The sequence below is a fragment of the Methanolobus psychrotolerans genome, assembly GCF_002243045.1.
GTDB classification, from domain to species: Archaea; Halobacteriota; Methanosarcinia; order Methanosarcinales; family Methanosarcinaceae; genus Methanolobus; species Methanolobus psychrotolerans.
In genome coordinates this window covers 1-24,303 of record NZ_MBKP01000045.1, presented here as the reverse complement: position 1 = coordinate 24,303, position 24,303 = coordinate 1, and the positions used below count along the sequence as shown (strand labels likewise).

Annotated in this window: 35 protein-coding genes; 31 read left to right on the top strand and 4 right to left on the bottom strand. The window is 44.5% G+C overall.

Annotated elements, in window-relative coordinates; genetic code table 11:
• Positions 1 to 28: 28 nt before the first annotated feature.
• On the bottom strand, positions 29 to 1,384 hold the full coding sequence (locus tag BB781_RS12750; protein ID WP_094228867.1) for a glutamate-5-semialdehyde dehydrogenase: 1,356 nt from the start codon (positions 1,382 to 1,384) through the stop codon (positions 29 to 31).
• A 351-nt stretch (positions 1,385 to 1,735) separates the two neighbouring features.
• Here BB781_RS12750 and BB781_RS16420 point away from each other — a divergent pair, with 351 nt between their 5' ends.
• The 5 genes from BB781_RS16420 (at position 1,736) to BB781_RS15425 (ending at position 6,115) form a co-directional block, all read left to right on the top strand.
• A complete protein-coding gene (locus tag BB781_RS16420; protein ID WP_340637528.1) occupies positions 1,736 to 3,949 on the top strand; it encodes a formylglycine-generating enzyme family protein in 2,214 nt (737 codons plus the stop codon).
• 145 nt (positions 3,950 to 4,094) lie between these two features.
• Complete coding sequence (locus BB781_RS12740) at positions 4,095 to 4,601, top strand: HRDC domain-containing protein (protein ID WP_094228866.1); 507 nt, start codon at positions 4,095 to 4,097, stop codon at positions 4,599 to 4,601.
• Complete coding sequence (avd, locus tag BB781_RS12735; RefSeq protein ID WP_094228865.1) at positions 4,594 to 4,938, top strand: diversity-generating retroelement protein Avd; 345 nt, start codon at positions 4,594 to 4,596, stop codon at positions 4,936 to 4,938. The genes BB781_RS12740 and avd overlap by 8 nt, the downstream gene beginning before the upstream one ends.
• Positions 4,935 to 5,945 (top strand): RNA-directed DNA polymerase, encoded by a 1,011-nt coding sequence (locus BB781_RS12730; RefSeq protein ID WP_094228864.1) that lies wholly within the window; start codon positions 4,935 to 4,937, stop codon positions 5,943 to 5,945. Before avd ends, BB781_RS12730 begins: the two co-directional genes overlap by 4 nt.
• Positions 5,945 to 6,115: an SUMF1/EgtB/PvdO family nonheme iron enzyme gene (locus tag BB781_RS15425; protein ID WP_164997883.1), complete on the top strand. Its 171-nt coding sequence runs from the start codon at positions 5,945 to 5,947 to the stop codon at positions 6,113 to 6,115. The genes BB781_RS12730 and BB781_RS15425 overlap by 1 nt, the downstream gene beginning before the upstream one ends.
• A gap of 317 nt (positions 6,116 to 6,432) precedes the next feature.
• Here BB781_RS15425 and BB781_RS12725 read toward each other — a convergent pair whose 3' ends face one another.
• A complete protein-coding gene (locus tag BB781_RS12725; protein WP_094228863.1) occupies positions 6,433 to 6,678 on the bottom strand; it encodes a hypothetical protein in 246 nt (81 codons plus the stop codon).
• Positions 6,679 to 7,015: 337 nt separating this feature from the next.
• Here BB781_RS12725 and iorA point away from each other — a divergent pair, with 337 nt between their 5' ends.
• Both iorA and BB781_RS12715 read left to right on the top strand, forming a co-directional pair.
• Positions 7,016 to 8,845, top strand: a complete 1,830-nt coding sequence (gene iorA, locus BB781_RS12720; protein WP_094228862.1) for an indolepyruvate ferredoxin oxidoreductase subunit alpha — start codon at positions 7,016 to 7,018, stop codon at positions 8,843 to 8,845.
• Positions 8,842 to 9,438, top strand: coding sequence for an indolepyruvate oxidoreductase subunit beta (locus tag BB781_RS12715; protein ID WP_094228861.1), 597 nt, complete (start codon positions 8,842 to 8,844; stop codon positions 9,436 to 9,438). The genes iorA and BB781_RS12715 overlap by 4 nt, the downstream gene beginning before the upstream one ends.
• A gap of 99 nt (positions 9,439 to 9,537) precedes the next feature.
• On the opposite strand, the gene BB781_RS15420 is transcribed toward BB781_RS12715, so the two are convergent.
• Complete coding sequence (locus BB781_RS15420; protein ID WP_129582713.1) at positions 9,538 to 9,795, bottom strand: hypothetical protein; 258 nt, start codon at positions 9,793 to 9,795, stop codon at positions 9,538 to 9,540.
• Between BB781_RS15420 and truD the strand changes: the two genes are divergently transcribed.
• The 5 genes from truD (at position 9,796) to BB781_RS12690 (ending at position 13,666) form a co-directional block, all read left to right on the top strand.
• Positions 9,796 to 10,998: a tRNA pseudouridine(13) synthase TruD gene (truD, locus tag BB781_RS12710; RefSeq protein ID WP_094228860.1), complete on the top strand. Its 1,203-nt coding sequence runs from the start codon at positions 9,796 to 9,798 to the stop codon at positions 10,996 to 10,998.
• Between the two features lie 213 nt (positions 10,999 to 11,211).
• Positions 11,212 to 11,823: a hypothetical protein gene (locus tag BB781_RS12705; RefSeq protein ID WP_094228859.1), complete on the top strand. Its 612-nt coding sequence runs from the start codon at positions 11,212 to 11,214 to the stop codon at positions 11,821 to 11,823.
• A 76-nt stretch (positions 11,824 to 11,899) separates the two neighbouring features.
• Complete coding sequence (locus tag BB781_RS12700; protein ID WP_242492660.1) at positions 11,900 to 12,307, top strand: hypothetical protein; 408 nt, start codon at positions 11,900 to 11,902, stop codon at positions 12,305 to 12,307.
• Between the two features lie 16 nt (positions 12,308 to 12,323).
• Positions 12,324 to 13,415 carry a PASTA domain-containing protein gene (locus tag BB781_RS12695; RefSeq protein ID WP_164997882.1) on the top strand — a complete coding sequence of 364 codons (1,092 nt, stop codon included), beginning with the start codon at positions 12,324 to 12,326 and terminating at the stop codon, positions 13,413 to 13,415.
• A gap of 5 nt (positions 13,416 to 13,420) precedes the next feature.
• On the top strand, positions 13,421 to 13,666 hold the full coding sequence (locus BB781_RS12690; RefSeq protein ID WP_094228857.1) for a hypothetical protein: 246 nt from the start codon (positions 13,421 to 13,423) through the stop codon (positions 13,664 to 13,666).
• Between the two features lie 58 nt (positions 13,667 to 13,724).
• On the opposite strand, the gene galU is transcribed toward BB781_RS12690, so the two are convergent.
• On the bottom strand, positions 13,725 to 14,588 hold the full coding sequence (gene galU / locus BB781_RS12685; RefSeq protein ID WP_094228856.1) for a UTP--glucose-1-phosphate uridylyltransferase GalU: 864 nt from the start codon (positions 14,586 to 14,588) through the stop codon (positions 13,725 to 13,727).
• Positions 14,589 to 15,271: 683 nt separating this feature from the next.
• Here galU and rpl3p point away from each other — a divergent pair.
• The 19 genes from rpl3p to BB781_RS16495 form a co-directional block, all read left to right on the top strand.
• Entirely contained in the window at positions 15,272 to 16,285 is a 1,014-nt protein-coding gene (gene rpl3p / locus BB781_RS12680) for a 50S ribosomal protein L3 (RefSeq protein ID WP_094228855.1), read from the top strand.
• Between the two features lie 5 nt (positions 16,286 to 16,290).
• Positions 16,291 to 17,052: a 50S ribosomal protein L4 gene (gene rpl4p, locus BB781_RS12675; RefSeq protein ID WP_094228854.1), complete on the top strand. Its 762-nt coding sequence runs from the start codon at positions 16,291 to 16,293 to the stop codon at positions 17,050 to 17,052.
• Positions 17,049 to 17,297 carry a 50S ribosomal protein L23 gene (locus tag BB781_RS12670; protein WP_094228853.1) on the top strand — a complete coding sequence of 83 codons (249 nt, stop codon included), beginning with the start codon at positions 17,049 to 17,051 and terminating at the stop codon, positions 17,295 to 17,297. The genes rpl4p and BB781_RS12670 overlap by 4 nt, the downstream gene beginning before the upstream one ends.
• Before the next feature lie 11 nt (positions 17,298 to 17,308).
• Positions 17,309 to 18,022, top strand: coding sequence for a 50S ribosomal protein L2 (locus BB781_RS12665; RefSeq protein ID WP_094228852.1), 714 nt, complete (start codon positions 17,309 to 17,311; stop codon positions 18,020 to 18,022).
• A gap of 14 nt (positions 18,023 to 18,036) precedes the next feature.
• Complete coding sequence (locus BB781_RS12660; protein ID WP_094228851.1) at positions 18,037 to 18,450, top strand: 30S ribosomal protein S19; 414 nt, start codon at positions 18,037 to 18,039, stop codon at positions 18,448 to 18,450.
• A 9-nt stretch (positions 18,451 to 18,459) separates the two neighbouring features.
• A complete protein-coding gene (locus BB781_RS12655; RefSeq protein ID WP_094228850.1) occupies positions 18,460 to 18,915 on the top strand; it encodes a 50S ribosomal protein L22 in 456 nt (151 codons plus the stop codon).
• Positions 18,915 to 19,844, top strand: a complete 930-nt coding sequence (locus tag BB781_RS12650; protein ID WP_094228849.1) for a 30S ribosomal protein S3 — start codon at positions 18,915 to 18,917, stop codon at positions 19,842 to 19,844. Before BB781_RS12655 ends, BB781_RS12650 begins: the two co-directional genes overlap by 1 nt.
• Complete coding sequence (rpmC, locus tag BB781_RS12645; RefSeq protein WP_094228848.1) at positions 19,844 to 20,047, top strand: 50S ribosomal protein L29; 204 nt, start codon at positions 19,844 to 19,846, stop codon at positions 20,045 to 20,047. Before BB781_RS12650 ends, rpmC begins: the two co-directional genes overlap by 1 nt.
• Position 20,048: 1 nt before the next feature.
• Complete coding sequence (gene rnp1 / locus BB781_RS12640) at positions 20,049 to 20,360, top strand: ribonuclease P protein component 1 (protein WP_094228847.1); 312 nt, start codon at positions 20,049 to 20,051, stop codon at positions 20,358 to 20,360.
• 5 nt (positions 20,361 to 20,365) lie between these two features.
• Positions 20,366 to 20,695: a 30S ribosomal protein S17 gene (locus BB781_RS12635; protein ID WP_094228846.1), complete on the top strand. Its 330-nt coding sequence runs from the start codon at positions 20,366 to 20,368 to the stop codon at positions 20,693 to 20,695.
• On the top strand, positions 20,692 to 21,090 hold the full coding sequence (locus tag BB781_RS12630; protein ID WP_094228845.1) for a 50S ribosomal protein L14: 399 nt from the start codon (positions 20,692 to 20,694) through the stop codon (positions 21,088 to 21,090). The genes BB781_RS12635 and BB781_RS12630 overlap by 4 nt, the downstream gene beginning before the upstream one ends.
• A 10-nt stretch (positions 21,091 to 21,100) precedes the next feature.
• Positions 21,101 to 21,454 (top strand): 50S ribosomal protein L24, encoded by a 354-nt coding sequence (gene rplX, locus BB781_RS12625; protein WP_094228844.1) that lies wholly within the window; start codon positions 21,101 to 21,103, stop codon positions 21,452 to 21,454.
• A 4-nt stretch (positions 21,455 to 21,458) separates the two neighbouring features.
• Positions 21,459 to 22,169 carry a 30S ribosomal protein S4e gene (locus BB781_RS12620; protein WP_094228843.1) on the top strand — a complete coding sequence of 237 codons (711 nt, stop codon included), beginning with the start codon at positions 21,459 to 21,461 and terminating at the stop codon, positions 22,167 to 22,169.
• A gap of 4 nt (positions 22,170 to 22,173) precedes the next feature.
• Positions 22,174 to 22,671 carry a 50S ribosomal protein L5 gene (locus BB781_RS12615; RefSeq protein WP_094228890.1) on the top strand — a complete coding sequence of 166 codons (498 nt, stop codon included), beginning with the start codon at positions 22,174 to 22,176 and terminating at the stop codon, positions 22,669 to 22,671.
• Positions 22,672 to 22,824: a 30S ribosomal protein S14 gene (locus tag BB781_RS12610; RefSeq protein ID WP_094228842.1), complete on the top strand. Its 153-nt coding sequence runs from the start codon at positions 22,672 to 22,674 to the stop codon at positions 22,822 to 22,824.
• Between the two features lie 10 nt (positions 22,825 to 22,834).
• A complete protein-coding gene (locus BB781_RS12605) occupies positions 22,835 to 23,227 on the top strand; it encodes a 30S ribosomal protein S8 (protein ID WP_094228841.1) in 393 nt (130 codons plus the stop codon).
• Between the two features lie 15 nt (positions 23,228 to 23,242).
• Complete coding sequence (locus BB781_RS12600; protein ID WP_094228840.1) at positions 23,243 to 23,776, top strand: 50S ribosomal protein L6; 534 nt, start codon at positions 23,243 to 23,245, stop codon at positions 23,774 to 23,776.
• Between the two features lie 9 nt (positions 23,777 to 23,785).
• Positions 23,786 to 24,175, top strand: a complete 390-nt coding sequence (locus BB781_RS12595; RefSeq protein ID WP_094228839.1) for a 50S ribosomal protein L32e — start codon at positions 23,786 to 23,788, stop codon at positions 24,173 to 24,175.
• Positions 24,057 to 24,303 (top strand): 50S ribosomal protein L19e domain-containing protein (locus BB781_RS16495; protein ID WP_394335340.1); only part of this gene is annotated, 247 nt, incomplete at its 3' end. The genes BB781_RS12595 and BB781_RS16495, both read left to right, overlap by 119 nt.

Here is a 24,303-nt window from a genome sequence, read left to right as displayed (position 1 = left end):
TGTCCTGTTTTTTGTTTGTTGTTATCAGTTACTTTCTGGAAAGGGCATCGCAAGCTATTTTGTTGAGCCTGCGGTGTGTGTATTTCTTTGCCTCTGGTCCTACGTAGTCTGCAACCTTGTCACCGTTGCCTACAAGGATGTACTTGTAAATGAGCAGTCCTTCCATACCAACAGGTCCGCGTGCATGTATCTTGTTGGTACTGATGCCGACTTCTGCACCTTTTCCATAACGAAAACCATCTGCAAATCTGGTGGATGCGTTGATCATGACGCTTGACGAGTCGACCAGATCAGTGAATCTCTTCTTCCGGAGGTCGTTTTCGGTTATTATAGCATCGGTGTGATGGGAGCCATAGTTGTTGATGTGTTCAATGGCTTCTTCCATTGAGTTTACTATCTTTATGGAGAGTATCAGGTCGTTGTACTCTGTCCTCCAGTCATCTTCTGTGGCCCTGCCTGCGCTTTTAATGAAGTCTATTTCTTCCAGTATCTTAAAAGATGCGTCGTCACAGCGCATTTCAACACAGGCTTCATCGTACATCCTTGCCATTTTTGGAAGGAATTTTTCTGCTATCTTTGCGTTGATAAGCAGGGTCTCCATTGCGTTACAGACTGCAGGGTACTGGGCTTTAGAGTCAAAACAGACATCATATGCTTTTTTGAGGTCTGCCTCGTCATCGACATATACATGACATATGCCGTCTGCGTGGCCGAGGACCGGTATCTTTGTGTTGTTCTGCATGTACTTTACAAATGCATTGGAGCCTCTTGGGATGAGAAGGTCGATGTATGCATCCATGCTGAGGATGTCGTTGACCTCTTCCCTTGTTTCCATTAGCTGGAATGCGCCTTTTGTCATTCCTTTTACGGATTCTGCGGCCTGGTTCAAGAGGTCGAAAATGACACGGTTGGAGTTGAGTGCCTCGCTTCCACCTTTGAATATGGTGGCATTCCCGCTTTTCAGGCACAGTGCCATGACCTGTGGCACGACATCAGGACGTGCTTCAAATATAACTCCGATAAGTCCGATAGGACAGCTTACCTTGTAGAGCTCAAGCCCTTCATCAAGCTCAAGGGCATCCATGGTTTGACCCACAGGGTCCTTTAGGTTGATCACATCACGGATACCGTCTATCATTCCGCTGATCTTGCTGTCGCTTACCTTAAGCCTGTCCACAAGAGCCTGTGACAGTTCACCTTTCCTTCTCAGCTTCTCAGCAGCTTCAATGTCCTTCTGGTTTGCTGCAAGTATCTGATCGCGATTATCGTCAAGTGCCTTTGCCATTGCTTCAAGAGCGGCATTCTTTGTGTCAGTGCTGACACTTGCAAGGATAATGGATGCCTTCTTTGCTTCAATGACCTTTTCTTCAATTTCCATAACCATGAAATAAACCACCCTGGGTTTCTTAAAAGAGGGATGTATGTACTATATAATATAGTGATATTGCACATAGTTCTTTGGTTTTATACTTATCGATTATGAGTTCTGTCGAAATCTTCGATCTCATTAACCGCAGATGCACGCAGATAAACACAGATGTGAATAACGTCATCTGCGTGCATCTGTGTTTATCTGTGGTTCAAAAATTATCTTATTTTGGATTATTATATTATTTGACTAGTGATGTTGCACAGCAAAATTCAATGCAATCAAAAGAAAGCACATAAATATGAGACTAATTATACTCTCTATGAAAACTTTGAACTCATTCGAATATTAATTATGGTTGGATAGATGGCAGATATTGAGATCAAACGGGGTTATGAAGTCCTGCCTGACAATAGTGTGAGGTTTGGAATAAGAGTGATCAACAATAGCACTGCTGCCATTTTGGAAGTTGAGATCATCCTGGATTACCCCGAATCTCTTTTCAGCTTACAGGATGACAGGATACAGAAACTTGGCAATATTCCGCCTGCAAAGGAACGTACTGCTAAATTCGTACTCAAACCTCTGGGCTGTGTTCATAAAGAATACATCGAAGCCACTGTCAAGTATAACGATCATGAGTATGAAAAGCATCTGCTCAGCATGCGCCGTAAGGAAATTCACTGTGTTTGTCCTTTCCTGCGTGCAATGTCCATGGGCACAGGCAGGTTCCTGGAACTTTCCTCCGGTGGTCACTCGGCGGAAGCCGGCATGAATTTTGAGGGTGTAAGTGTGGATCAGGTGCTGTCATTCCTGATGCAGACCTGCACCAATCGCCTGTACAAAGTTGAAGAGCGCTCTGTGGATGGCGGCAGAATTCTGTATCTGTCCAGTGAATCCATCGGTGAGAAGGCGTATTACTTGCTTACTGTCCTGATAAAAGGAAAGGAAGGACAGACCCAGGTGATGCTGCGTGCAGTATCCGATAAAACTCACGGCCTGCAGGGTTTTCTCAATGAGATCGTCTCCGAACTCAAGCACCTTGTGAGCACTGTAAGGTCCGCAAGGGAGATCGGCGTCATCCGGCACGAACAGGTCATCAATATCATAGATTCCGTGGTCCAGCGCAGCAACTTTTCCATGGACGGCGGTCCGTCCTCAATGAACGTAAGGGACAGCGTCGTGCAGAGAAGCGGAATGGAGTCTTCCTCTGCATCTGTCAATGTGCAGGACAGTGTCGTGCAGCACACTACCATAAAAGCAGACGCCGCTAGAAAAGAAGAAGAGCGCCTGCACAGGGAACGGGAAGAGCAGGAGCGCCGTGAGAAGGAGGAAGTGGAGCGGCGCAGGAGAGAGGAAGAACGCAAGGCTCAGGAAGCCGCCCGCCTGAAAGCTGCCAGAGAAGAGGAAGAAAGAGCGCGGCGCAGAAAAGAGGAGGAGCAAAGAAAAGTCCTGGAAGCTGAGAAAAAGAGAAAAGAAGAAGAAGAGTTCCGCAAGTGGCAGGATTCAGCAAAAAGATCGCTGGAAAGGGAGCAACAGGCCCCGAAGCCGACAGTTGTCCCGCCGGTATCGGTGCCCTCAAAGCCAGCCCCCGCTCCCGTGAGGCGGCCTGTTGCGCCTCCCAAGGAGAGAAATGCAGGCCGTAAATTGCTTTTTATTCCCGTATTGATCATTATCGTTATTGCAGGCTACTGGATGTTCTCGCCGCTGCTGGCGGACAATTCAGGGAATCAGAATGCTGTTGTTCCCCAGAAGACCGAGGTCGTTGATCCTTCACCGGCTGCTACTGAGGCTGAGCTTGCGGCCGCCAATCCTTCACCAGCCGTTACTCAAACCACACCCGCGGTCACCGAGGAGAAAGCTACCTCAACTGCCAGTAAGCAGACCACCCCCAAGACCTACACCAACTCCATTGGCATGGAGTTCGTGCTGATTCCGGCGGGCGAGTTTGAGATGGGTTCAGATGATGGAGATTCCGATGAAAGACCCGTTCACGAAGTGACCATCGGGAAGGCCTACTATCTTGGCAAGTATGAAGTGACTCAGGAGCAGTGGGTTGAGATAATGGGTAACAATCCATCGCGTTTTAAAGGTGACAATAATCCTGTTGAACAGGTTTCATGGAATGATGTACAGGAGTTCGTCAAGAAGCTGAACGCAAAGGAAGGCACGGACAAGTACCGCCTTCCATCTGAAGCTGAGTGGGAGTATGCTGCAAGGGCAGGCACGACCACGAGGTATTCATTTGGGGATAGTGAATCAAAACTTGGAGATTATGCCTGGTATGGTGGTAATTCAGGAGATAAGACACATCCTGTTGGTCAGAAGAAGCCGAATCCCTGGGGTTTGTATGATATGCACGGCAATGTCTGGGAATGGTGCCAGGACAGGTGGCATGATTCTTATGAGAATGCACCTACTGATGGTAGTGCCTGGGAAGATGGAAGTAGCTCCGGCCGGGTCAGACGTGGCGGTAGCTGGGTCAGCGACGCCAGGTACTGTCGGTCAGCAAGTCGCAACGGCAGCAACCCGGACTGCAGCAGCGACAGCATCGGTTTCCGTCTTCTCAGGGCAGTGTAGCCACTTACTGCTTTACCACTTTACAACTTTATTGAAAAATTACTTTACAAAAGAAAAAATGCGGCTGAAGCCCGAGCAGGTGCGTGCGTAGCCGCACAGGCGAGGTGCGCAAGCCGCGCCAAAAATCTATTGTGAGAAAAAAAGCATGCTCAAAATATTCACCATCAAGTATGAGGAAAAGTCCGAGAGTTTCCCGGACGCTGCGATGTGCAACTTTCTTGCGGACAAGGATATTCTGAGATGGGAAAGCAACTTTTTTGAGCGCAAGAATGAGTACTTCTGGACCGTGCTTGTTGAATATACGCAGCTTGTACCTTCGGAAGGTGGCAATGCCCGGAAGCAGCAGGAAAACAAAGACGAAGGGTACAAGAAGATACTGAGCGAAAATGACTGGCCGCTGTTCAAGGTGCTCCGGGAGTGGAGAGCTGAAAGGAGCAAGGAGGAGGGAGTGCCGCCTTACATAATATGCAACAATATGCAGCTTGCCAAGGTCGCGGTGACGCGGCCCTTGTCGCTCAATGCCCTGCAGGCCATCGAGGGCATCGGCAAGGGGAAGACGGAAAAATACGGCAGGGACATCCTCGGGATAATCGCATCGCACGGTCAGCAGGTTGCAGAGGAAACGAAGGAGGAGGAGCCGGAGGATGGATGACGAACTGCAGTTATTTGTCAAGTGGACGGATTTTCTGAAATGGCTGCTCAATACTACTGAGAAATTCCCTAAAAAAGTGAGGTTCACTTTTACCACACGAATAGACAACCTTGCTCTTGACATACTTGAAGACATCATCGAGTTCAGATACGATACATATGCAAGGAAAACCGGCTTTAAGATGATCAATATCAAGTTCGAGAAGCTCAGGATACTCCTGCGCATCTGCCATGAACAACATTATCTCTCCAACAAACAGTTCGAATATGCAATGATACACATCAACGAGGTGGGCAGGATGACTGGTGCCTGGCTCAGGGGAAGTGCACAGGCTTGAAGCGCTATGGCAACCTGTACCCGGAAATAACATCTTTCGATAACCTCCACGCCGCTGCAAAAACGGCTATCAAGGGCAAGAAAGACAGGGCAAGGGTATCACAGTTTTATTTCAACATGGAAACCGAGCTTTTGTGCCTGCAGGAAGAACTCCTTAACCGGACATACGCACCACGTCCATTGAGAAGATTCCAGATTAGGGAGCCTAAACTCAGGGAAATAGCTGCGTCGGACATCAGGGACAGGGTAGTGCATCATGCTCTGTGCCGGATCATCGAACCCCTGCTGGAAAAGAGCTACATTTATCACAGCTATGCCTGCAGGACAGGTAAAGGGACGCATCGCGCCATAAAACAGGCTCAGACTTATTCCCGCAAGAATAAGTATTTTCTTAAATGTGATATCAGGAAGTTCTTCGAAACCATTGACCAAAGCATCTTAAAAGCAATGTTCTCTACAAAGTTCAAGGACCCTGATCTTCTATGGCTTCTGCACACTATTATTGACTCCCCGCAGTCCGATATCCCCGGAAAGGGCATCCCCATAGGCAATCTTACAAGCCAGCATTTCGCTAATTTTTATCTCAACAGTCTCGATCACTATGTGAAAGATACTCTCAGGGTCAGGTATTACCTCAGGTATATGGACGATTTCATCCTCTTCGCAGACGAAAAAGAGGAATTGCACCTTCTTCACTCCTTCATCAATGATTTCCTGAGAACGGAACTTAAACTGGAACTCAAGGCAACAGCAACGGTCATTGCTCCGGTTTCCCAGGGATTGTCGTTCCTCGGATGCAGGATATTTCCGCACCTCCTTCGTATAAAGCAGGAAAACAAAAGAAGGGCGCTGAAAAAGTTGAAATTGAGACATAATGAGTTTTTGGAAGGTCTAATTTCCGAAGAGACGTACACACGATCTATCATGAGCATCACGGAACACTTAAAAATCGGGAATACCTATCATCTAAGGAAAGACATCTTCAACAGGATGTACTTTCAGGGTTAGTGATCGGAAGTAGCTCCAACCGGGTCAAACGTGGCGGTAGCTGGAACAACAACGCCAGGAACTGTCGGTCAGCAAATCGCAACAACAACAACCCGGACAACAGCAACAACAACATCGGTTTCCGTCTTCTCAGCTCAGTATCTTGCCGGAAGAACGTTGTTCAGGGATAATGTTCCAGAGCAATGATAATGACCAGACCACGACCCAGTGCCAGTTAATTGGACAAAAAGCAAGACTCCACTGCTTCAAGTAGGCTAAATCTTCGAAAGCGGCGGTGGAATTTGTTTTAAAGTATAGTATCAACTAATTGATTCCAACCTCACTTTCTATTTTTTAAAAATGCAACCAAATTCCTCCTCTTCTATCACACAGTAACACGATTCTGTATTTCTTAGATGTTTTTATCAATAAGTAAGGGCTAGCAGGAGATTATCATGAGCACACGCGAGTACAGGCGCTGGAAAACGTTGCAAATGAATACAAATGCCTAGTCCCTATCGGTGAATAAGGAAAAGCGATTACTCGTTTTCCCTCTTCCATGAACGGTGCATGAGGATTTCCTGAGTTTATCTACAAACTCTTCGCTATCAATATCAAAATCCCATGCTCCCAGAGATGATTCTACAATTTCTTTTGGGTCTGTTGTACTCTTTTTCCTGAGCATGCTGAGGATTGTGTGCAGTTCATTATCAATATTGTGAAGCATGTTCTCAATGTCCGCTGATGAACTCATATTATTTAATCCGTTTTGATTCTGTATAAATGTAATGTTTCTTTTGCGGGTCAATCATGAGAATATCATATTTATTTTTTCTGATTTTTCAGTGCTATTCTTTGTTCTAAGCAAAGAATCCTTTACTTAGAATGTTGAGCAGACTTCTAAGTAAAGGTGGCTTTACATAACATGTAAATTAAACAGGACTGTTTTGATAATTCACAAGGGTATATGAAACCAATCACTTTTCTTTAAAAACATCAAATCCTCTTCCTCTGTCACACAGTAACACGATTCTGTTTTTCTTAGATATCTTTATCACTAATTATTAAGTAAGGGCTAGCAGGAGATTATCATGAGCACACGCGAGTACATGCTGGGAAACGTTGCAATTGCACGCGGTATCGTGGAAGGTGGCGGACAGGTCATATCCGGGTATCCTGGGACACCGTCATCTGAGATTATCGGTACACTGGCAGCAATGAAGGAAAGGGATTTTTACGTAGAGTGGTCGGTCAATGAGAAGGTTGCCTTTGAAGTGGCAGCCGGTGCTGCGATGGCTGGTGTGCGTTCCGTAGTCACCATGAAGCATGTCGGGCTTAACGTTGCAGCAGACCCGTTAATGACTCTCGCATACACGGGTGTCAAGGGTAGTATGATAATAATTGTTGCAGATGACCCTTCATGCCATTCATCGCAGAATGAGCAGGACACCCGCAGGTACTCACAATTTTCACTTATTCCATGTCTGGACCCGTCAACACCACAGGAAGCAAAGGACATGATAACCTATGCATTCGAGTTATCGAATAAGGTTCAGATGCCTGTTATTTTCAGGCCCACAACACGTATCTCTCATGGGAAATCCGATGTGGAACTTGGACCTGTAAATGAAACAAAGCCTGTGGCAGACTTCCGGAAGGAACTCGAAAGATGGGTAATGGTCCCTAAGAATGCCAGGGTGCAGCATGTTCACCTGCTTGAACTGCAAAAGGACATCCTCAGGGAACTCGAGGATTCTCCCTGGAACGAGCTGGAAATCCGGGAAGGTGCAAAGCTCGGTGTCATAGCATCAGGAATTGCTTCTGTCTATGCTAAAGAAGCACTCATTAAACTGGGTATAAACGCCTCATTCCTCAAGATAGGCACCTATCCTGTTCCTGAGCACAAGATCCGGACCATCATTGAGAATTCAGATCGCGTTCTTGTTTTCGAGGAAATGGAGCCTGTCGTTGAAGAGCAGGTCAGGATAATAGCACAGCAGGCAGGTTCAGGAGTGGAAATAACCGGCAAGATGCAGGGTCCTGTTCCAAGAGTGTTCGAGCTGAACACCGATATATGTGCAGATGTCCTTGCAGAAGTCCTCGGACTTGAAAGGACTGATGTTCCGGCTGATGTAGGAGAAGATTTTGATTACAATGCATGCAGGATCGACCTTCCTATGCGTCCTCCTGTCATGTGTCCGGGATGCTCTCACAGGGCAACTTTCCACGTCATGAAAAAAGTGTATGGTAAGGATGCCATCTTCCCGAGCGATATCGGTTGTTACACTCTAGGGATCCAGAGTGGTACAGTTGATACCACGCTTTGTATGGGTGGAAGTATAACTGTTGCAAGTGGGATGTACCAGGCCGGGGAGAAAAAACCTATATGCTGTTCAATTGGTGACTCCACATTCTTCCACACAGGTATGAACGGCCTGCTCAATGCAATCTATAATAAAGCTGACATCACCGTAACCATCGTGGACAACCGTATAACCGCAATGACCGGTCATCAGCCAAATCCAGGAATGGGTATGACTGCAACAGGTGAGCAAACAGTGGAAGTATCTCTTGAAGCCCTATGCAGAGGACTTGGTGCGGAGTTTGTGGAAGTTGTAGATCCTTATGACCTTCAGCAGACTGAAGAGGTCTTCAAAAGGGCAAAAAGTTATAAAGGTACGTCTGTTGTCATTACCAGACAGTATTGTGTCATCGATGCAAAACGTGCCGGTGTTCGAAGGAAGCCATTTACTATCGATGCTGACAAATGTACGGGCTGTAGGATATGTGTAAATCTAGGTTGCCCTGCAATTGAATTTGATGGAAAGTCCAAAAAGGCATCTATCAATAACATGTGCACTGGCTGTGGAGTATGTTCCCGCATGTGCAAGTTCGATGCTATCTCGGAGGTGAAGAAATGAGTGCGCCCGGAATATCCCAATTTGACCTTGTCATCGCCGGCGTTGGTGGACAGGGTGCTATACTTGCATCCGATATCATAGGAAAGGCAGCTGTGAAGGAAAACATGCCTGTGCGTGCAGCAGAAACTCACGGAATGGCACAGCGTGGCGGTTCTGTAGTTAATCACATAAGACTTGGTTGTGAACTTGGTTCCATGATCCCTCTGAAAGGTGCAGATGTACTGTTTGCCCTTGAACCGAGTGAGGCATTGAGGTATCTTGAGTATCTTTCCGATGATGGTGTCATAATAGTGAATACTGATCCAATACTTCCGGTAACTGTAACTTCAGGTTTATGCACTTATCCGGATGTTGCTACTATTATTTTAAAACTCAAAGAGACCCATGAAGTTAAAGCTTTCAACGCCACTGAGCTTGCAAAAGAGGCAGGACATGCACAGTCCATGAATGTTGTCATGGTGGGTGCTGTCTCAAATTACCTGCCAATACCTGTTGAAACCCTGCTTGAATGTGTCAGGGAACTGGTCCCTCAAAAAACGATCGATATTAATATAAAAGCATTTGAACTGGGCAGGTCCCAGGTACAGGGATGATCTTGCCGGTCATCCTTCATCTTTTTTGATATGCTGTTTGATGTTAGCTATTTCTTATATTTTCAGATATATTTTATGCTATGTTTCCTTAGCATACATCTAAATACAAGCACAATATATGGCGCATTGTGCAGGTATCTTAAAAATGGAGCGCATGATGGGCATACCTTTTGGTTTGTGTATTATTTCTCTTCTTCTACTGTACGTCTTTTTCCTTACTAGCCAGGTCCTGTTCTCATTGTCCGTGACCTCCAATGCCATTCCGGGGCAGTTGCGTATGGCAGGTGCATATAATATATGCAAATAATGGATGATGTTCTCTCTAAAGTCGCTCTTTTCGGATACCGGAGGTAGCATATGCAGTTAAAGGCGATTCCTTCCGATTTTCAGGTTGATGAGGTATACATTCCGCAGATATTCTCCGAAGAGGGTACATGGCGTGTGTATCTGTTGATGAAGCAGAAGTATAATACTATGGATGCTCTTCGGATGCTGGCAAAGAACAGCGGGGTCCCGCTGGATAAATTCTCCTATGCAGGGCTTAAGGACAGGCAAGCCATAACCCGGCAGCTTATAGCAGTGGAAGGTAGTGACATATCCTACGATAAAGCAGGTCTGACCCTGCAGTATCTTGGCAGGATGGACCATCCATTATCCGGGAAAGATGTCAAAGGAAATCGTTTTCGTATAGTTATACGTAAGGTTCCGCAATCGCAGTTAAAGGCATTTGAAGGGAGTTGTGAGAGTGTTTCCAGGTTTGGAATCATCAATTATTTTGATTCACAGCGATTCGGGTGCCTTCGTAACGGGCAAGGTTTTGCTATGCGTTACATACTCCTTGGACACTATGAGATTGCGTTCAGGATGATAGTCGCTTCATTTTCAGCAGAGGGGGAGGAGTCCCGGGTTAAACGAACAATCCAGGATAACTGGGGTAACTGGACCTATCTTGCCAGGGTGTTGCGTATGCATCATTATGGCAGGAGTATGGCTCATCTTTCCAGGCGTCCCTGGGACTTCAAAGGTGCGCTCTCTCTTCTTCCGGAGTTTGAACGGACCCTCCCTCTTTTTGCTTACCAGAGTTATTTATGGAATTCTGCAGTTTCACGTTTTCTGGAAAAGAATATTACAATGGACAGGTTAGTATCTATAGATTATGTCGCAGGGGAACTGTTATTCTACGACAGGCTCGATAAACTGAAACTTGAGGAGTTCAAAAACCTGAGTTTCCCCCTTCCCGGTCATAACTTAAAAAAACTACTGCATCCGGAACAGAGAGAAGCTTATGAGTCTGTTCTGAGGTCAGAAGGTATTTCTGTTTCTCAGTTAGGTTTGAAGACTCATGGTTTTTACTTAAAAGAAGAACATCGTCCTTTACTCGTGTTCCCGGAACATCTCCGGATACTTGAGGTCAGCCCGGATGAGCTTAGCAGAGAAGGGGGTATGATGAAAGTGGTCATGTCTTTCGAGCTACCTCGTGGAGCATATGCAACTCTTGTTATCTGTCGGATATTCGAGGCAGTTAATAGATTGGCAATGGTCCAGGCATGTGCTTTTTGAATGGATCTGATTGTTTTCTTGTAGCATTAAGCAAAAGTCAGGGTATAGAGCATAAGCTGTAAAATCACATATTTTTTTAGATTAATTATGTGCATTTTTAATGTGTGCAGACACACTCAAATCTCTTTTTTATATTATGCATCTTATTTTTACCAAAGTCTTTAAATTATATTGTTTCGTATCATATAGTACCGAAAATTTGGGAGGCTTTTTATGGTATCTGTTGGTCAGAAACTGTTAGATGTTCCTTTTGGGGACATGATAAAAGAAATGGCTTTTGCCATTGCAGAGGGGCAGACCGCTCTTGACATAAATTCTATTAATGTCGCGCAGGCCCTTGCAGGAACAGAACTTGAGGCTGGAAGTGTTATTCTCTATATAGAGGAAACAGTTGACGAGGATGGGAATGTGACTGCCACTAATGTGGTAACTAACGATAAACCCATGTCATTGTTAACTTATGGGCTGGAACCACGTTTCTATGAATTCACCGAGTCTATCATTGAGGTCAAAATGACCATTTCAATGAAGATGGAGTATTCAACAGAAAAGAAATATGGCAGGGAGTTCAAGTTCACTAACCAGTCAAAGATAAGTGGAAGTTACAAATCTAGTGGACTTGCAGGTCTTCTTTTCGGCAAAGCTAAGGTCAGTGCCGAGAACACTACCAATGTTGCATATACTTCAACCTACAATGCAACATATAAATCAAAGTATACTTTCAGTGAAGAAGGTACAAGCTTGCTGCGCACAACCTTAAAACCAGTGCCACCACCGGAGAGAGCTATTCCAACCGTCAGGGTCAAAGAGAGTTCTTCTCAATAAGGCAGGTATAATATGGATCAATGCAGGAATGTCTGCATTGATTAATTTTTCATAGATTATTGAAGGAGGTAATACTTTGCCATCTATTGGTAGCGAGAATATTGAAGAGGTTCTTGTCAGTCCGCTTTCAACCATATTGAGTGAAATGGGTAAGTCCATTGCACAGACACAAAGAGCACTTGACCGCAATTCCATTGATACCCAGATTGAACTTTCCACTGATGAAGTACTTAATGAATATAATCTGGAAGCCACATGGTATCATATACCGGAAGTGGATATTGAGCTTAAAATGGCCCTGTCAATGAAATATGAGGAAGAAAGGGATTCAAAGAATCGTGTAAGGGGATACAGACCAGTCCTTAATGCAGCACCTTTGAATGCTTCCTATAATTCACTTAATTCATATGCTGTAGAGGGTTCAAGTGTTCTTAAGGCCAAAATAGTATCAGTTCCTCCGTCTTCCAGGAATGTGGAAGAATGATCTATGGAGGGGTGGAATGAGCGACATTAAAGAACTCAGGCAGAATATTGAACGTTTAAACAAGTCAACTACAGTTGCATTGAAAAATCAGAGCTATGAACTGATCCAGAAGAACATTGTGACGATAGAATCTGAATTTGAGGCTGCCCGGAAAGAACTCTCATCTAAGAATGAGGTACTGGAGCAGGTAAAAAGGCAAAATCTTATTTTGGAACAGGATTATTCCATTCTTAATGTCAGGGTACGGGAGCTATTGAAAGAGAAGGCTGAGGTTGAGAAGAAACTGGAACAACTTTCACGTACAAGGCCACACCTGTCTTCTGCAAATCTTGTGAAGGCATTCCGTGACTCCCTTGAGCAGATGGATGAAAGTATGAATACTGGGTCATCAAGGGTAAGTTATAGTGTAAGTTCCATGAACATCAAACTAAGGACGAATATCGCTGTTCAGGATAATGAATTACGCTTCCAGCTTCCAAAAGCGGATGATGTTATTCCTGCTGATAACCTTAGCCAGGTTGAATTCACTATAAAACCGTCATTTAAAGAACCTGTGTTCTCCGGTTATGTGGATGTACCTGATGTGCTTGGGCTGGATATTGATGCCGCTGTATCTATATTAAAGGATGCAGGTTTTGTGCAGGGTGAGGTTATTGAAAAGGACAGCAGTCTTGTTCAGGGAACGGTTCTGTCCCAGATACCTTCGGGTAGCTCGGTTGCAAAACCCGGGGATGCCGTGGATATGGTTATGTCTAAAATAATGTCCGTTGCAGTTCCCAATGTTGTCGGAATGACTCAGGAAGCTGCCAAGAAGACTCTGGAAACAGGAAAACTTACTCTCGGAAAAGTGACTGAACAGGCTGACTCTTCAAAGTCGGGGACTGTTCTCAGACAGTCTGTACCTTCTGGTGAGTATGTGGGCGTAGGTGCAGTGATTGATATTGTGGTTGCCAGTTCTATGGTAGTGTTTGCTGCAGTTTCAGGGAAGGAAGCAGCAGGTACCAGGCCTGTAATTGCAGGGGCTGTAAAGGATGTCAAAACAGTATCTTCCAATAACCCGTCGAGTAAAGTAATATCTACAAGAAAATCAATTTCCGGGAAGGTATAGATTGAATGCCTGTTGAAACGCATATTGTAAGGGTTGCAGATAATGCAACTCCTTCACAGATAGAGTTAATTCTCAAAACTCTTGTCAGTGTGGGTGGGCGTGTTGAGGTTGTTGCCAGCAGAAGCATAATTGCCACTTTCAATTCTGAATATGCTGATCTGGTAAAGAGAAAACCGGGTGTGCAACTGGTCGGTGGTGTCAATTTCAGAGGCAGAACTGTCCGGAAAATAGTAAAACGTAGTTCTGCATGATTCCGGAATCAGATTTATTAGAATACATAAAGAATTGCCTACGAAAATAATACAGAAATCACAGGTTTATGCATGTGATATGTTCTTTTATTTGCTCTCTCATTTCTTCGTTATTAAGGGCAAAATCTATAATGGCTTTTACGTATTCTACTTTATCACCGGTATCGTATCTTTTGCCTGTGAACTTGTATGCATATATTTTCTGCTGTTCTTTCAAAAGGCGTATACCGTCCGTAAGTTGTATCTCGTTACCGACTCCGGCGGTTGTTTCTTTAATGCAGTCAAGTATTTCCGGTGTGAATACGTATCTTCCAATCGCACCTATGTTAGACGGGGCATCTTCGGGTTTTGGCTTTTCGACAATGTCTTCAAGTATGTATAGTGATTCGTCCATAGCCTTTCCTTTAATTATCCCGTAACTTCCTGTTTTTTCAATAGGGACTTCCTCTACTGCTATTGTTGAGCGTCCGTACTTCTGGAAATTATCTATTAGCTGTTTGGTGCATGGTTTTTTGTTTACGATGATATCATCACCAAGAAGTACGGCAAAAGGCTCATCGTTGATGTGTTTCTTTGCGGTAAGGATGGCGTCTCCAAGTCCTCTTGGTTCTTTTTGCCTGATGTAATGGATGTCTACCATGGAGGAAATGTCCTGTATTATCTTTAATTGTTTCTCATTGTTCTTTTGGCGGAGGTGGTTCTCCAGTTCAGGTGAGTCATCAAAGTAATCCTCTATGGACCTTTTGCTTCTGCCTGTAATGAATATTATGTCATCGATCCCGGAGGCTATAGCTTCCTCGACAACATAATGGATCACAGGTTTATCAATGATCGGCAACATTTCCTTTGGCATGGACTTTGTTGCCGGTAAGAATCTGGTGCCCATTCCTGCAACAGGTATTACTGCTTTTTTAATATCCACATTTTCACTTCATTCTATTATGTAATTTGTAAGGTCGTAATGCAAAGTCTTTGTACTGGGTCTATAGATGTATATAATGGTACTTTAATATTCTTCCATTACTTCTTCAGTTGTAATTGCAGATGCAGTCCTGTTTTTCTACAATGGTGTGGTAGTGTTATATTGTAGTCTGGCTTTATAGTGTATTATATTATGGTGTATTATATTATGTCTCAATCTGCTCTTTATAAGAATGCAGGAACTGAGGCATCATATTCGCTTGTTTTTTAAACGGTGTTTTTGCAAAGGTTTTATATAGAATATATACCTTTAATGGCGCAACGTTGGATTACATTGGAATATGGATATCTGACCGAATTAAGATTACAGTGCGAAAAAGTCGGATTTAACATAAAGTATAATGGGCCTCTTCAAGAATGCCCGCTTACACATAAAGTGTTAATACTGCGGTGTTTAAATCTTTTCGAGATGACCACTCAGTAATGCCTTTGGCATGCAATGGTCCGTTGATGACTGGAGGAATGTGCAGGTTCGGTGTTGAATGCGTACTATGTGAGTACGTGGAGTCCGTCGATATCATGTATACTTCATGCTCATTGCGGTTCCTGCCTGACTTTCTCGCGTAAATTGGCCTTGTAAAGTTGCATTGGCCTCTAAGTAAATGTGAAATTAGGAGAATAAGAATGGCAAAAGGACACAGACCAAGACGAGGTTCACTCGCTTTCAGTCCACGCGTAAGAGCAAAAAGCCACATACCAAGGTTTAACTCATGGCCGCAGGCTGCTGGAGAACCAAAGCTCCAGGACTTTGCAGGTTATAAGGTAGCTATGACCCATGTGGTAATGATTGATGACGTTAAGAATAGCCTCACAGAGGGTATGGAGATATCAGTTCCGGTAACTGTAGTAGAAACTCCTGCTGTCCGTGTTGCTGCAGTCCGTGCCTACACCAACTCTGTATATGGTGAGAAAGCACTTTCTGAAGCTTGGGCTACTGATCTTGATGAAAGTCTTGGTAAGACAATAACACTGCCAAAGACATCAAATATGGAATCAGCTCTTGTAAATATCCAGAGTCAGATTGATGAAGGCAACGTAACAGACATTAAAGTGGTTACTTACACTTTACCAAAGAAGCTGACCGGTGTTCCTAAGAAGAACTCTGATATCATGGAAACCGCAGTGAGTGGTTCTGATGTAAAGGCAAAGTTCGAGTATGCAAAATCCATACTTGGCTCAGAAATAAAGATTAGCGATGTTTTCAACGAAGGCGTATTTGTTGATGTAGCAGCTATCACAACAGGTAAAGGTACTCAGGGTCCTGTAAAGAGATGGGGTGTCAGCCTGATGAAGGGTAAGCACTCACGTCAGGGGAGTCTCAGGCAGACTGGTACACTTGGTCCTTTCCATCCAGCTCATGTGAACTGGAGAGTTCCTCAGATGGGTCAGATGGGTTATCACCAGAGAACCGAATACAACAAACGTATCCTTAAGGTAGGTGCGGATGGAGACGAAATTACTCCGGCAGGTGGTTTCCTTAACTACGGTCTTGTCCGTGGTGAATATATCCTTATCAAAGGAAGTATTCCAGGACCTTCAAAGAGGCTTGTTAGGCTCAGGGATCCAATGAGGTCAAAGGTACCTGCTATGAGTGAACCACAGATCGTTCACGTAAGCACGCAGTCGAAGCAGGGGTGAACTGAATGGTTACAGCAAAAATTATAGATTTATCAGGAAATGCGAAGGGAGAAATTGAACTTCCTGACGTATTCGATGAGGCATACAGGCCTGATCTTATAAAAAGAGCAGTTCTTGCAGCTCAGGGGAACAGGTACCAGCCATATGGTTCGAAAATGTACGCCGGTATGGAGACTTCCGCATCATCATGGGGTTCAGGCAGAGGTGTTGCCCAGATCCCAAGGATAGCTAATGGAAGCCGTGCTGCAAGAGTTCCTCACGCTGTAGGTGGTAGGAGAGCACATCCTCCAAAGCCTGAAGCTGACCGGACTGAAAAGGTCAACAAAAAGGAAAGACGTATGGCTATACGCTCTGCGATCGCTGCTACAATTGACGCAGAACTTGTAAAAGGTCGTGGGCACAGATTCAATGCACAGCTTCCATTGGTAGCTGCAGATGAACTGGAAAACGTTGAAAAGACAAAGGATGTTGTAAGTTTCTTGCAGAATGCAGGTGTTTATGACGACGTACTTCGTGCAAAGGACGGAAGGAACATCCGTGCAGGAAAGGGTAAGCTTCGTGGAAGGAGATACAAGAACAAGAAGAGTCTCCTTATTGTTGCAACATGTGACAGCCCACTGATGAAATCTGCAAGGAACCTTTCAGGCGTGGATGTCGTATCAGTTAATGCATTGAATGCTGAACTCCTTGCACCGGGAACGCATGCAGGCAGATTAGTAGTCTGGACGGAGTCTGCAATATCCTCACTTGGAGGAATGTTCGAATGAACGTCATAAAGTATCCTTTTATCACTGAAAAAGCGATGATGCTGCTGGAAGACAATAAACTTCAGTTTATTGTTGATACCCGCGCGAACAAAAAGCAGATCAAGGCCGATGTAATGAAGATGTACGGGTTCCCTGTGTCATCTGTTTGTACAATGAGCACTATGAAAGGTCTGAAGAAAGCTATCGTCACTTTTGAAGGCACAGACGCAGCCCATGAGATAGCGACCAGAATAGGTCTTATGTGAGGTGAATTAACATGGGTAAGAGAATCATATCACAAAACAGAGGTCGTGGATCTCCAACTTACAGAGCTCCATCACACAAGTACAAAGCTGCACTTAAGCATCCGCGTGTCGATGAAGACTGCACAGTGTATGGTACAGTTATTGAGATTACTCATGATCCGGCTCGTTCCGCACCTATTGTGAAAGTTTCCTTTGACAATGGTGAAGAGCGCCTGATCATTGCACCTGAGGGTATCGCCGTAGGCGAAAAAATAGCATGTGGAATCTCAGCTGAGATTAAACCTGGTAACATTCTGCCTCTTGCAGAGATCCCGGAAGGTATACCAGTATGTAACATTGAGTCAAAGCCAAACGATGGTGGACAGTTTGCACGTGCTTCAGGTGTCTATGCAACGGTTGTATCTCACGATCGTGGTAAGACAGTTGTTCAAATGCCATCAGGTGAGATGAAGTGGTTAAACCCCAAATGCCGTGCAACGATTGGTATTGTTGCTGGTGGTGGCAGGGTTGACAGGCCTTTCCTTAAGGCTGGTAAAAAGTACCACAAGATGAAGACAAGGGCTGCAAAGTATCCTCGTGTATCAGGTATTGCTATGAATGCTGTTGACCACCCCTTCGGTGGAGGTAACCGCAAGCATCCTGGTAAGCCGACAACTGTCGGAAGGAATGCTCCTCCTGGTCGTAAGGTCGGTCAGATCGCAGCACGCAGGACCGGAAAGCGTTAACCGGAGGTTATGACATGGCAAAGAAATCATCATCAAGATTACCAAAACGAAAAGGTGAATATACATACCGTGGAAAAACGGTAACAGAACTCCAGGCTATCAGCAATGATGAGTTTGTTGAGATGCTTCCTGCACGTGAGCGCCGTACAATTAATAGGGGCTATAACGAAGGCAGGAAGGATTTTGTTCAACATCTCAAGGATGGCAGGGATAATTTGAGGACTCATTACAGGGATATCATTATATTCCCTGAAATGGTCGGCAAAAATATAGAAGTGTATAACGGCAAGTCATTCGTGGCTTTTGAGATACAGCCTGAAATGATCGGACACAGGTTCGGAGAGTTCTCACCAACCCGCCCAAAAGTTTCCCATGGAAGCGCTGGTGTAGGAGCAACCCGTTCAAGCAAGTTCGTACCGCTTAAATAAGGTGAGATTATGGCAAGAATTGGATATTCTATAGAATTGGACCCTAAAGTAAGCTCTAAAGCAATGGGTGCTGAACTTCACATCTCCCCAAAGAAGTCACGCGAACTTGGTAAGGCCATCAAAGGCATGCGTACCACTGTAGCAAAGAAATACCTTGAAGACGTTGTTATCCTGAAACAGGCGGTTCCTTTCAAGAGGCACCACGATGGTTCCGGACACAGAAAAGGCCCAATGGCAAATGGTAGGTACCCTGTGAAGGTCGCTGAGGCTTTCCTGAAGATATTGGAGAACGCCAAGAACAATGCCGAATACAAAGGACTTGATCCGGAGCACATGTACATTGCGCATGTCGCTTCAAAGCGTGGACGTGTAATCCATGGCATGAGGCCAAGGGCTCGCGGACGCGGCAGTCCTAATAACACGGACACTGTTAATGTCGAGATTATTTTGAATGAGGTGCGTTAATGGCAATAGAGAAGAAGTTCGTTCAGGAGGGCTACGTAAAAGCCTCAATGAATGAATATTTCGCAAAACAGCTCAGCAAAGCAGGTTACGGCGGTATGGATATAAACCGTACTCCAATGGGTACCCAGATAACCATCTATGCTGAAAAGCCAGGTATGGTCATTGGTAAAGCTGGTAAGGTCATCCGTAAACTTACCCGTGACATCGATAGGATGTACGATATGGATAATCCCCAGATCGATGCTCAGGAAGTTAAAAGGCCAGAGCTCAATGCCCAGATGATGGCTACACGTCTTGCTTCTTCAATTGAGAGAGGCTGGTATTTCAGAAAAGCCGGTCATAATACCCTTAGGGCTATTATGAACTCAGGTGCTCTGGGCTGTGAGATAGTTATCTCAGGTAAATTGACAGGTGCAAGGTCAAGGGTTGAAAAACTCGTTGATGGATACATTAAACACGCCGGAAAACCTGTTGATGATATTGTAGACGAGGGTTTTGCAGTGGCTATTAAGAAGCTCGGAACCCTTGGCTGTAAAGTTAGAATCATTCCCCCGGGTGCAGTATTACCTGATTCTTTTGATATCAGAAAGGTTGTAGAGGATGAAAAGGTCGAGGCTGTTGCAAAGGAAATTGTAAAGGCCGATATCTCAAAACTCGTAGACAAGAAATCAGAAGGCGAGGTTGCAGACGAGGAGGAAACAGTAGAAGTTGCTAAAGTTGCAGAAACAGGAGTCGTTGAAGAAGCTTCAGCTGAGGAAGTTGAGGAAGAATCCTGTGCATATGAGGCATCTGAAGCTGATGATGATTCTATTCCGATAGAAGATCTCGGAGATGAACAGCGCAGGCTGGTTGATGGTGTATGGCAGCATAAGCATGAAAGCTATGATTACTGGCATCCAGTTGCACGTGTCCACAAGGAGGAGAAGTAATGGCAATTCTTCGATTAAACGAGATCAGGGATATGTCCCCGGAAGAAAGGATGGACGAACTCGACAAAATGAGGGATGAACTCATTCGCGAGCGCGCTCTTTCATCTGCTGGAGGAGCTCCTGACAATCCAGGCAGGATTGGTGAACTTAGGAGAACCGTTGCCAGGATAAAGACCATCCAGCGGGAAATGAAGGAGATCTGATTTGGAGATCACTCCTTCTAAACTGGTGTTCCATGAGCTAATAGGATTGTATGTAGAATTAATAGAGTCTACGAATCCGACACTAAACGATATACGCGGCAAAGTGGTTGACGAGACAAAAAACATGATAATTGTTCAAACAGAGGACGGAACTGAAAAAATGATTCCGAAAAAGAGTACATCCTTTGTGTTTCGGATACCTGCCCAATTATCCGGTAAGCATGCTGAAAGGTATGTTAAAGTGAATGGAAACCTTCTGCTCTCACAACCTGAGAATAGAACAAAGAACATAAGAAAAATACACATGAGGTAATAATCATGGTTAAAGATATTGGATTGGATGTCCCCACTCCTGAAAAGGAGTGTGACGATGTCAATTGTCCTTTCCATGGAGAACTCCCGGTTCGCGGACAGGTCCTTGTAGGGACTGTTGTCAGCGACAAAATGGACAAGACAGTGGTCATCCAGCGTAGGCACGAGATGCTAATTAAGAAATATCAGAGATATGAAAAGAGGCAATCCAAGATTCACGCACATAATCCACCCTGCATTGATGCAAAGGTAGGGGATGTTGTGACAGTGGCTGAATGCAGGCCTCTTAGTAAGACTAAATCCTATGTAGTCATTAAAGCGGAGGCACAGGAATGAGAGGAATTAGATCCAAAGTTCCCCGTGCACTTAACGCTGGTGCTAAAATCGACTGTGTGGACAATACTGGTGCACGTGTAGTTGAGATTATCTCCGTAAAGGGCTACAGGGGTGTTAAGAACAGACATCCTCGAGCTGGTGTTGGTAACATGTGCGTGGTTTCTGTGAAGAAAGGAACTCCGGAAATGCGCAAGCAGGTTCTTCTTGCAGTAATCGTGCGCCAGAAGCAGGAAATACGTCGTCCTGATGGTCTGAGGGTTTCCTTTGAAGATAATGCAGTTGTCATTGTTGATGCAGACGGTATCCCAAAAGGAACTGACATTAAAGGGCCTGTTGCCAGGGAAGCCGCAGAAAGGTATCCAAAGATAGGTACTACGGCATCTATTGTACTGTGAGGTGTGAAATATGGTATCAAATCAACCAAGAAAACAGAGAAAAGCAAGATACAATGCTCCTCTGCACATCAAGCAGAAATACATGGGTGCTCTTCTTTCCAAGGACCTCCGTGACAAATATGGTCGTCGTACGGCGAATGTAATTGTTGGCGACACTGTAAGGGTAATGCGTGGAGATCATGCAGGAACTTCCGGAAAGGTGGAAGCAATTTCGCTGAAGCACGGAACGATTGTTGTAGAAGGAGTGACAGTTTCAAAAGCAGATGGAACCGAGGTTGCAAGACCTGTCTACCCTTCAAATGTGATGATCACAACCCTTGAAATGAAGGACAAACACAGAGAAGAAGTTATTAATAACAGGTGATTTTGTGGGCAAACATCAGAAGAGAATATCTGTCCCTAACAGCTGGCAGGTATCGAAGAAATCCAACAAATGGGTCACATCAACAAGACCGGGTCCACATAACAAGCAGCAGAGCATTCCTTTGAGTGTAGTCTTGAGGGATATGTTGGGTGTTGTAGACACCCGTGCAGAAGCAAAGCGCGTTCTTTCCGAAGGAAAGATACTTGTTGATGGCGTTATCAGAAAAGACCTCAGGTTTCCTGTAGGACTTTTAGATGTAATTTCAATACCCCTTGAAAGTGTGGCATATCGCATGCTACTGGACCGCAAGGGAAGACTTGAACTTTATAAACTTGCAGATTCCAATGCAAACAAACTTTGCAGGATCAACGGCAAGACAATCTTAAAAGGTGGAGCTGTACAGCTAAATCTTAATGACGGTACAAATCTCCTGGGATCCAATGAATATAAGGCCAAGGATTCACTCATCCTCTCACTGCCTGACAAGAAAGTTGTCAAGCACATTAAATATCAGGTTGGTAACCTTGCTATGATCATTGGTGGAAGACACACAGGTGAGATTGGTACTATTAAAGAGATCAATACTGTAAGGAGCTCTAAACACAACACAGTTGCAATATCCGGTGACTATGAGTTTGAGACAATCGAAGATTTCATTGTCGTTATAGGCGAGAAGGAACCTGAAATAAAACTAGGTGGTGAAGTCGTTGAGTAATCCAATGAGAACACCAGTTATTGAAAAGGTTGTTGTTCATATGGGTGTCGGTGAAAGTGGTCAGCATCTTGTTGATGCCGAAGGCATTCTTGGCGAAATAACCGGGCAGTCTGTTGTCAGGACCTATTCAAAAAGAACTCTTCCGGCATTTGGTATAAAGAAGAATGAACCAATAGGCTGTAAGGTCACTCTCAGGGCTGACCGGGCAGAAGAGTTCCTTAAGACATCATTAAGTATTGTAGAGAGCAAGCTCAGATTATCCCAATTTGATAAATACGGAAACGTTGCCTTTGGTATTGAGGAACATACTGACTTCCCAGGTATGAGGTATGATCCAAACATAGGCATATTTGGTATGGATATCAATGTTGTTGTCAACCGTCCAGGTTACAGGATCAACAAAAGAAGGATTGTTAAGAGGAAAATTCCTACATCTCACAAGATTACAAAAGAGGATACAATTGCTTTCTTCAAAGACGCATACTCCGTGGAGGTAATATAAATGGTTCAAACCACTAAGAGCTTTGGAAAAGTAGCAAGCGAATGCAAGAGATGTGGAAGAAAGCAGGGCCTTGTAAGGAAATATGATATTTACCTTTGCAGGCACTGTTTCCGTGAGATTGCCCACGATATGGGATTTGAAAAGTATACGTGAGGTGTAAGAAATGGTATTATTAGATCCGCTTGCTGACGCTTTGTCTACAATAAAGAACGCAGAGGCAGTTGGTAAAGATTCCTGTATCATCAAACCCGCATCAAAACTCATAGGTACTGTCCTGAAAGTTATGCAGGACCGTGGCTATGTAGGTGAATTTGAGTTCATTGAAGATGGAAAAGCGGGAATTTACAAGGTAGAACTTATTGGTAGGATCAACAAGTGTGGTGCTATCAAGCCACGTTATTCAGTGGGAGCTGCAGAATTTGAACGATGGGAAAAGCAGTATCTCCCTGCAAAGAACTTCGGAGCATTGATATTGACAACCTCTCATGGTGTAATGTCACAGTACGAAGCTCGTGAGAATAACATTGGTGGACAGTTACTTGCATATGTGTACTGATGGATGTGATGTCACATGGCAAAAGAAATAAAGACAATAATCAGTATCCCCCAAGGTGTGACCGTTACATTCGAAGGTCATACTTTCACTGCATCTGGTCCAAAAGGCAAGAATGAAAGAGACTTTTGGTATCCTGGAGTGAAGATCGAGGTCACAGGCTCTGAGGTCATTGTAGACTCAACTGTCACAAAGAAGACCCAGAGGGCAATGGTCGGAACCTTTGCTTCACATATTAGTAACATGATGAAAGGTGTCGCAGAGGGATTTGAATATCGCATGAAGGTCGTTTACGCTCACTTCCCTATGCAACTCAAGGTTGATGGAAAACGGTTAATGATCAGTAATTTCCTTGGAGAGAAAAAACCAAGATCTGCAAAGATCCTTGGTTTAAGTAGTGTCAAGGCTACAGCTGATGAGGTAATTGTTACAGGTATCAACAGGGAGGATGTCGGGCAGACAGCAGCTAATATCGAGCAGGCAACCAGAATCAAGAGATTCGACCCGCGTGTATTTCAGGACGGAATATATACAGTGGAGAAGATTGTGTAGGTGATTTGAATGGATGATAAAACTAAACGCCTTTTTAAGGTAAGAAAAATCCAGAAGCACAAGAAACCTGATTTCAAGAGAACAGACTGTCATAAGTATAAGCGTCTGGATTCTAACTGGAGACGTCCAAGAGGTCTTCAGGGTAAACAGCGCAGGCACTACAAATCAAAAGGTGCTCTTGCTCAGGTAGGCTACGGAAGCCCTGCTGTTGTAAAAGGTTTGCACCCGTCCGGATATGCAGAGGTCCTTGTCTTCACAGTTGCAGAACTTGATAATGTAAATGCAGTTGAAGAAGCTATCAGGATCGCTGCAAAAGTTGGTGGCAGAAAGAAGGCGCTCATTGAGGCAAAAGCTGCAGAGCTTTCCATTAAGATCCTTAACCCGACAAGAGGTGAATAAGATGACCGATTTGTCAAACCAGAAACGAATTGCTTCTGAAGTATTGGGTTGCGGACTTCACAGGGTCTGGCTGGATCCAGAAGCATCAGCAGACATTGCAGTTGCTATTACAAGGGCTGACATCCGTG

What these genes read in the sequence shown, in the direction of transcription:
- BB781_RS12750 (WP_094228867.1), bottom strand. Translation starts at nt 1,384, where the DNA reads ATGGTTATGGAAATTGAAGAAAAGGTCATTGAAGCAAAGAAGGCATCC.
- BB781_RS12670 (WP_094228853.1), top strand. Translation starts at nt 17,049, where the DNA reads ATGAACGTCATAAAGTATCCTTTTATCACTGAAAAAGCGATGATGCTG.
- BB781_RS12665 (WP_094228852.1), top strand. Translation starts at nt 17,309, where the DNA reads ATGGGTAAGAGAATCATATCACAAAACAGAGGTCGTGGATCTCCAACT.
- rpl3p (WP_094228855.1), top strand. Translation starts at nt 15,272, where the DNA reads ATGGCAAAAGGACACAGACCAAGACGAGGTTCACTCGCTTTCAGTCCA.
- BB781_RS15420 (WP_129582713.1), bottom strand. Translation starts at nt 9,795, where the DNA reads ATGCTACCTCCGGTATCCGAAAAGAGCGACTTTAGAGAGAACATCATC.
- BB781_RS12635 (WP_094228846.1), top strand. Translation starts at nt 20,366, where the DNA reads ATGGTTAAAGATATTGGATTGGATGTCCCCACTCCTGAAAAGGAGTGT.
- BB781_RS12600 (WP_094228840.1), top strand. Translation starts at nt 23,243, where the DNA reads ATGGCAAAAGAAATAAAGACAATAATCAGTATCCCCCAAGGTGTGACC.
- iorA (WP_094228862.1), top strand. Translation starts at nt 7,016, where the DNA reads ATGAGCACACGCGAGTACATGCTGGGAAACGTTGCAATTGCACGCGGT.
- BB781_RS12650 (WP_094228849.1), top strand. Translation starts at nt 18,915, where the DNA reads ATGGCAATAGAGAAGAAGTTCGTTCAGGAGGGCTACGTAAAAGCCTCA.
- BB781_RS12615 (WP_094228890.1), top strand. Translation starts at nt 22,174, where the DNA reads ATGAGAACACCAGTTATTGAAAAGGTTGTTGTTCATATGGGTGTCGGT.
- BB781_RS12705 (WP_094228859.1), top strand. Translation starts at nt 11,212, where the DNA reads ATGGTATCTGTTGGTCAGAAACTGTTAGATGTTCCTTTTGGGGACATG.
- BB781_RS12715 (WP_094228861.1), top strand. Translation starts at nt 8,842, where the DNA reads ATGAGTGCGCCCGGAATATCCCAATTTGACCTTGTCATCGCCGGCGTT.
- BB781_RS12605 (WP_094228841.1), top strand. Translation starts at nt 22,835, where the DNA reads ATGGTATTATTAGATCCGCTTGCTGACGCTTTGTCTACAATAAAGAAC.
- rplX (WP_094228844.1), top strand. Translation starts at nt 21,101, where the DNA reads ATGGTATCAAATCAACCAAGAAAACAGAGAAAAGCAAGATACAATGCT.
- BB781_RS12595 (WP_094228839.1), top strand. Translation starts at nt 23,786, where the DNA reads ATGGATGATAAAACTAAACGCCTTTTTAAGGTAAGAAAAATCCAGAAG.
- BB781_RS12695 (WP_164997882.1), top strand. Translation starts at nt 12,324, where the DNA reads ATGAGCGACATTAAAGAACTCAGGCAGAATATTGAACGTTTAAACAAG.
- BB781_RS12690 (WP_094228857.1), top strand. Translation starts at nt 13,421, where the DNA reads ATGCCTGTTGAAACGCATATTGTAAGGGTTGCAGATAATGCAACTCCT.
- avd (WP_094228865.1), top strand. Translation starts at nt 4,594, where the DNA reads ATGGATGACGAACTGCAGTTATTTGTCAAGTGGACGGATTTTCTGAAA.
- BB781_RS12630 (WP_094228845.1), top strand. Translation starts at nt 20,692, where the DNA reads ATGAGAGGAATTAGATCCAAAGTTCCCCGTGCACTTAACGCTGGTGCT.
- BB781_RS12660 (WP_094228851.1), top strand. Translation starts at nt 18,037, where the DNA reads ATGGCAAAGAAATCATCATCAAGATTACCAAAACGAAAAGGTGAATAT.
- BB781_RS12655 (WP_094228850.1), top strand. Translation starts at nt 18,460, where the DNA reads ATGGCAAGAATTGGATATTCTATAGAATTGGACCCTAAAGTAAGCTCT.
- BB781_RS12740 (WP_094228866.1), top strand. Translation starts at nt 4,095, where the DNA reads ATGCTCAAAATATTCACCATCAAGTATGAGGAAAAGTCCGAGAGTTTC.
- truD (WP_094228860.1), top strand. Translation starts at nt 9,796, where the DNA reads ATGCAGTTAAAGGCGATTCCTTCCGATTTTCAGGTTGATGAGGTATAC.
- rpmC (WP_094228848.1), top strand. Translation starts at nt 19,844, where the DNA reads ATGGCAATTCTTCGATTAAACGAGATCAGGGATATGTCCCCGGAAGAA.
- rpl4p (WP_094228854.1), top strand. Translation starts at nt 16,291, where the DNA reads ATGGTTACAGCAAAAATTATAGATTTATCAGGAAATGCGAAGGGAGAA.
- BB781_RS12725 (WP_094228863.1), bottom strand. Translation starts at nt 6,678, where the DNA reads ATGAGTTCATCAGCGGACATTGAGAACATGCTTCACAATATTGATAAT.
- BB781_RS12610 (WP_094228842.1), top strand. Translation starts at nt 22,672, where the DNA reads ATGGTTCAAACCACTAAGAGCTTTGGAAAAGTAGCAAGCGAATGCAAG.
- BB781_RS16420 (WP_340637528.1), top strand. Translation starts at nt 1,736, where the DNA reads ATGGCAGATATTGAGATCAAACGGGGTTATGAAGTCCTGCCTGACAAT.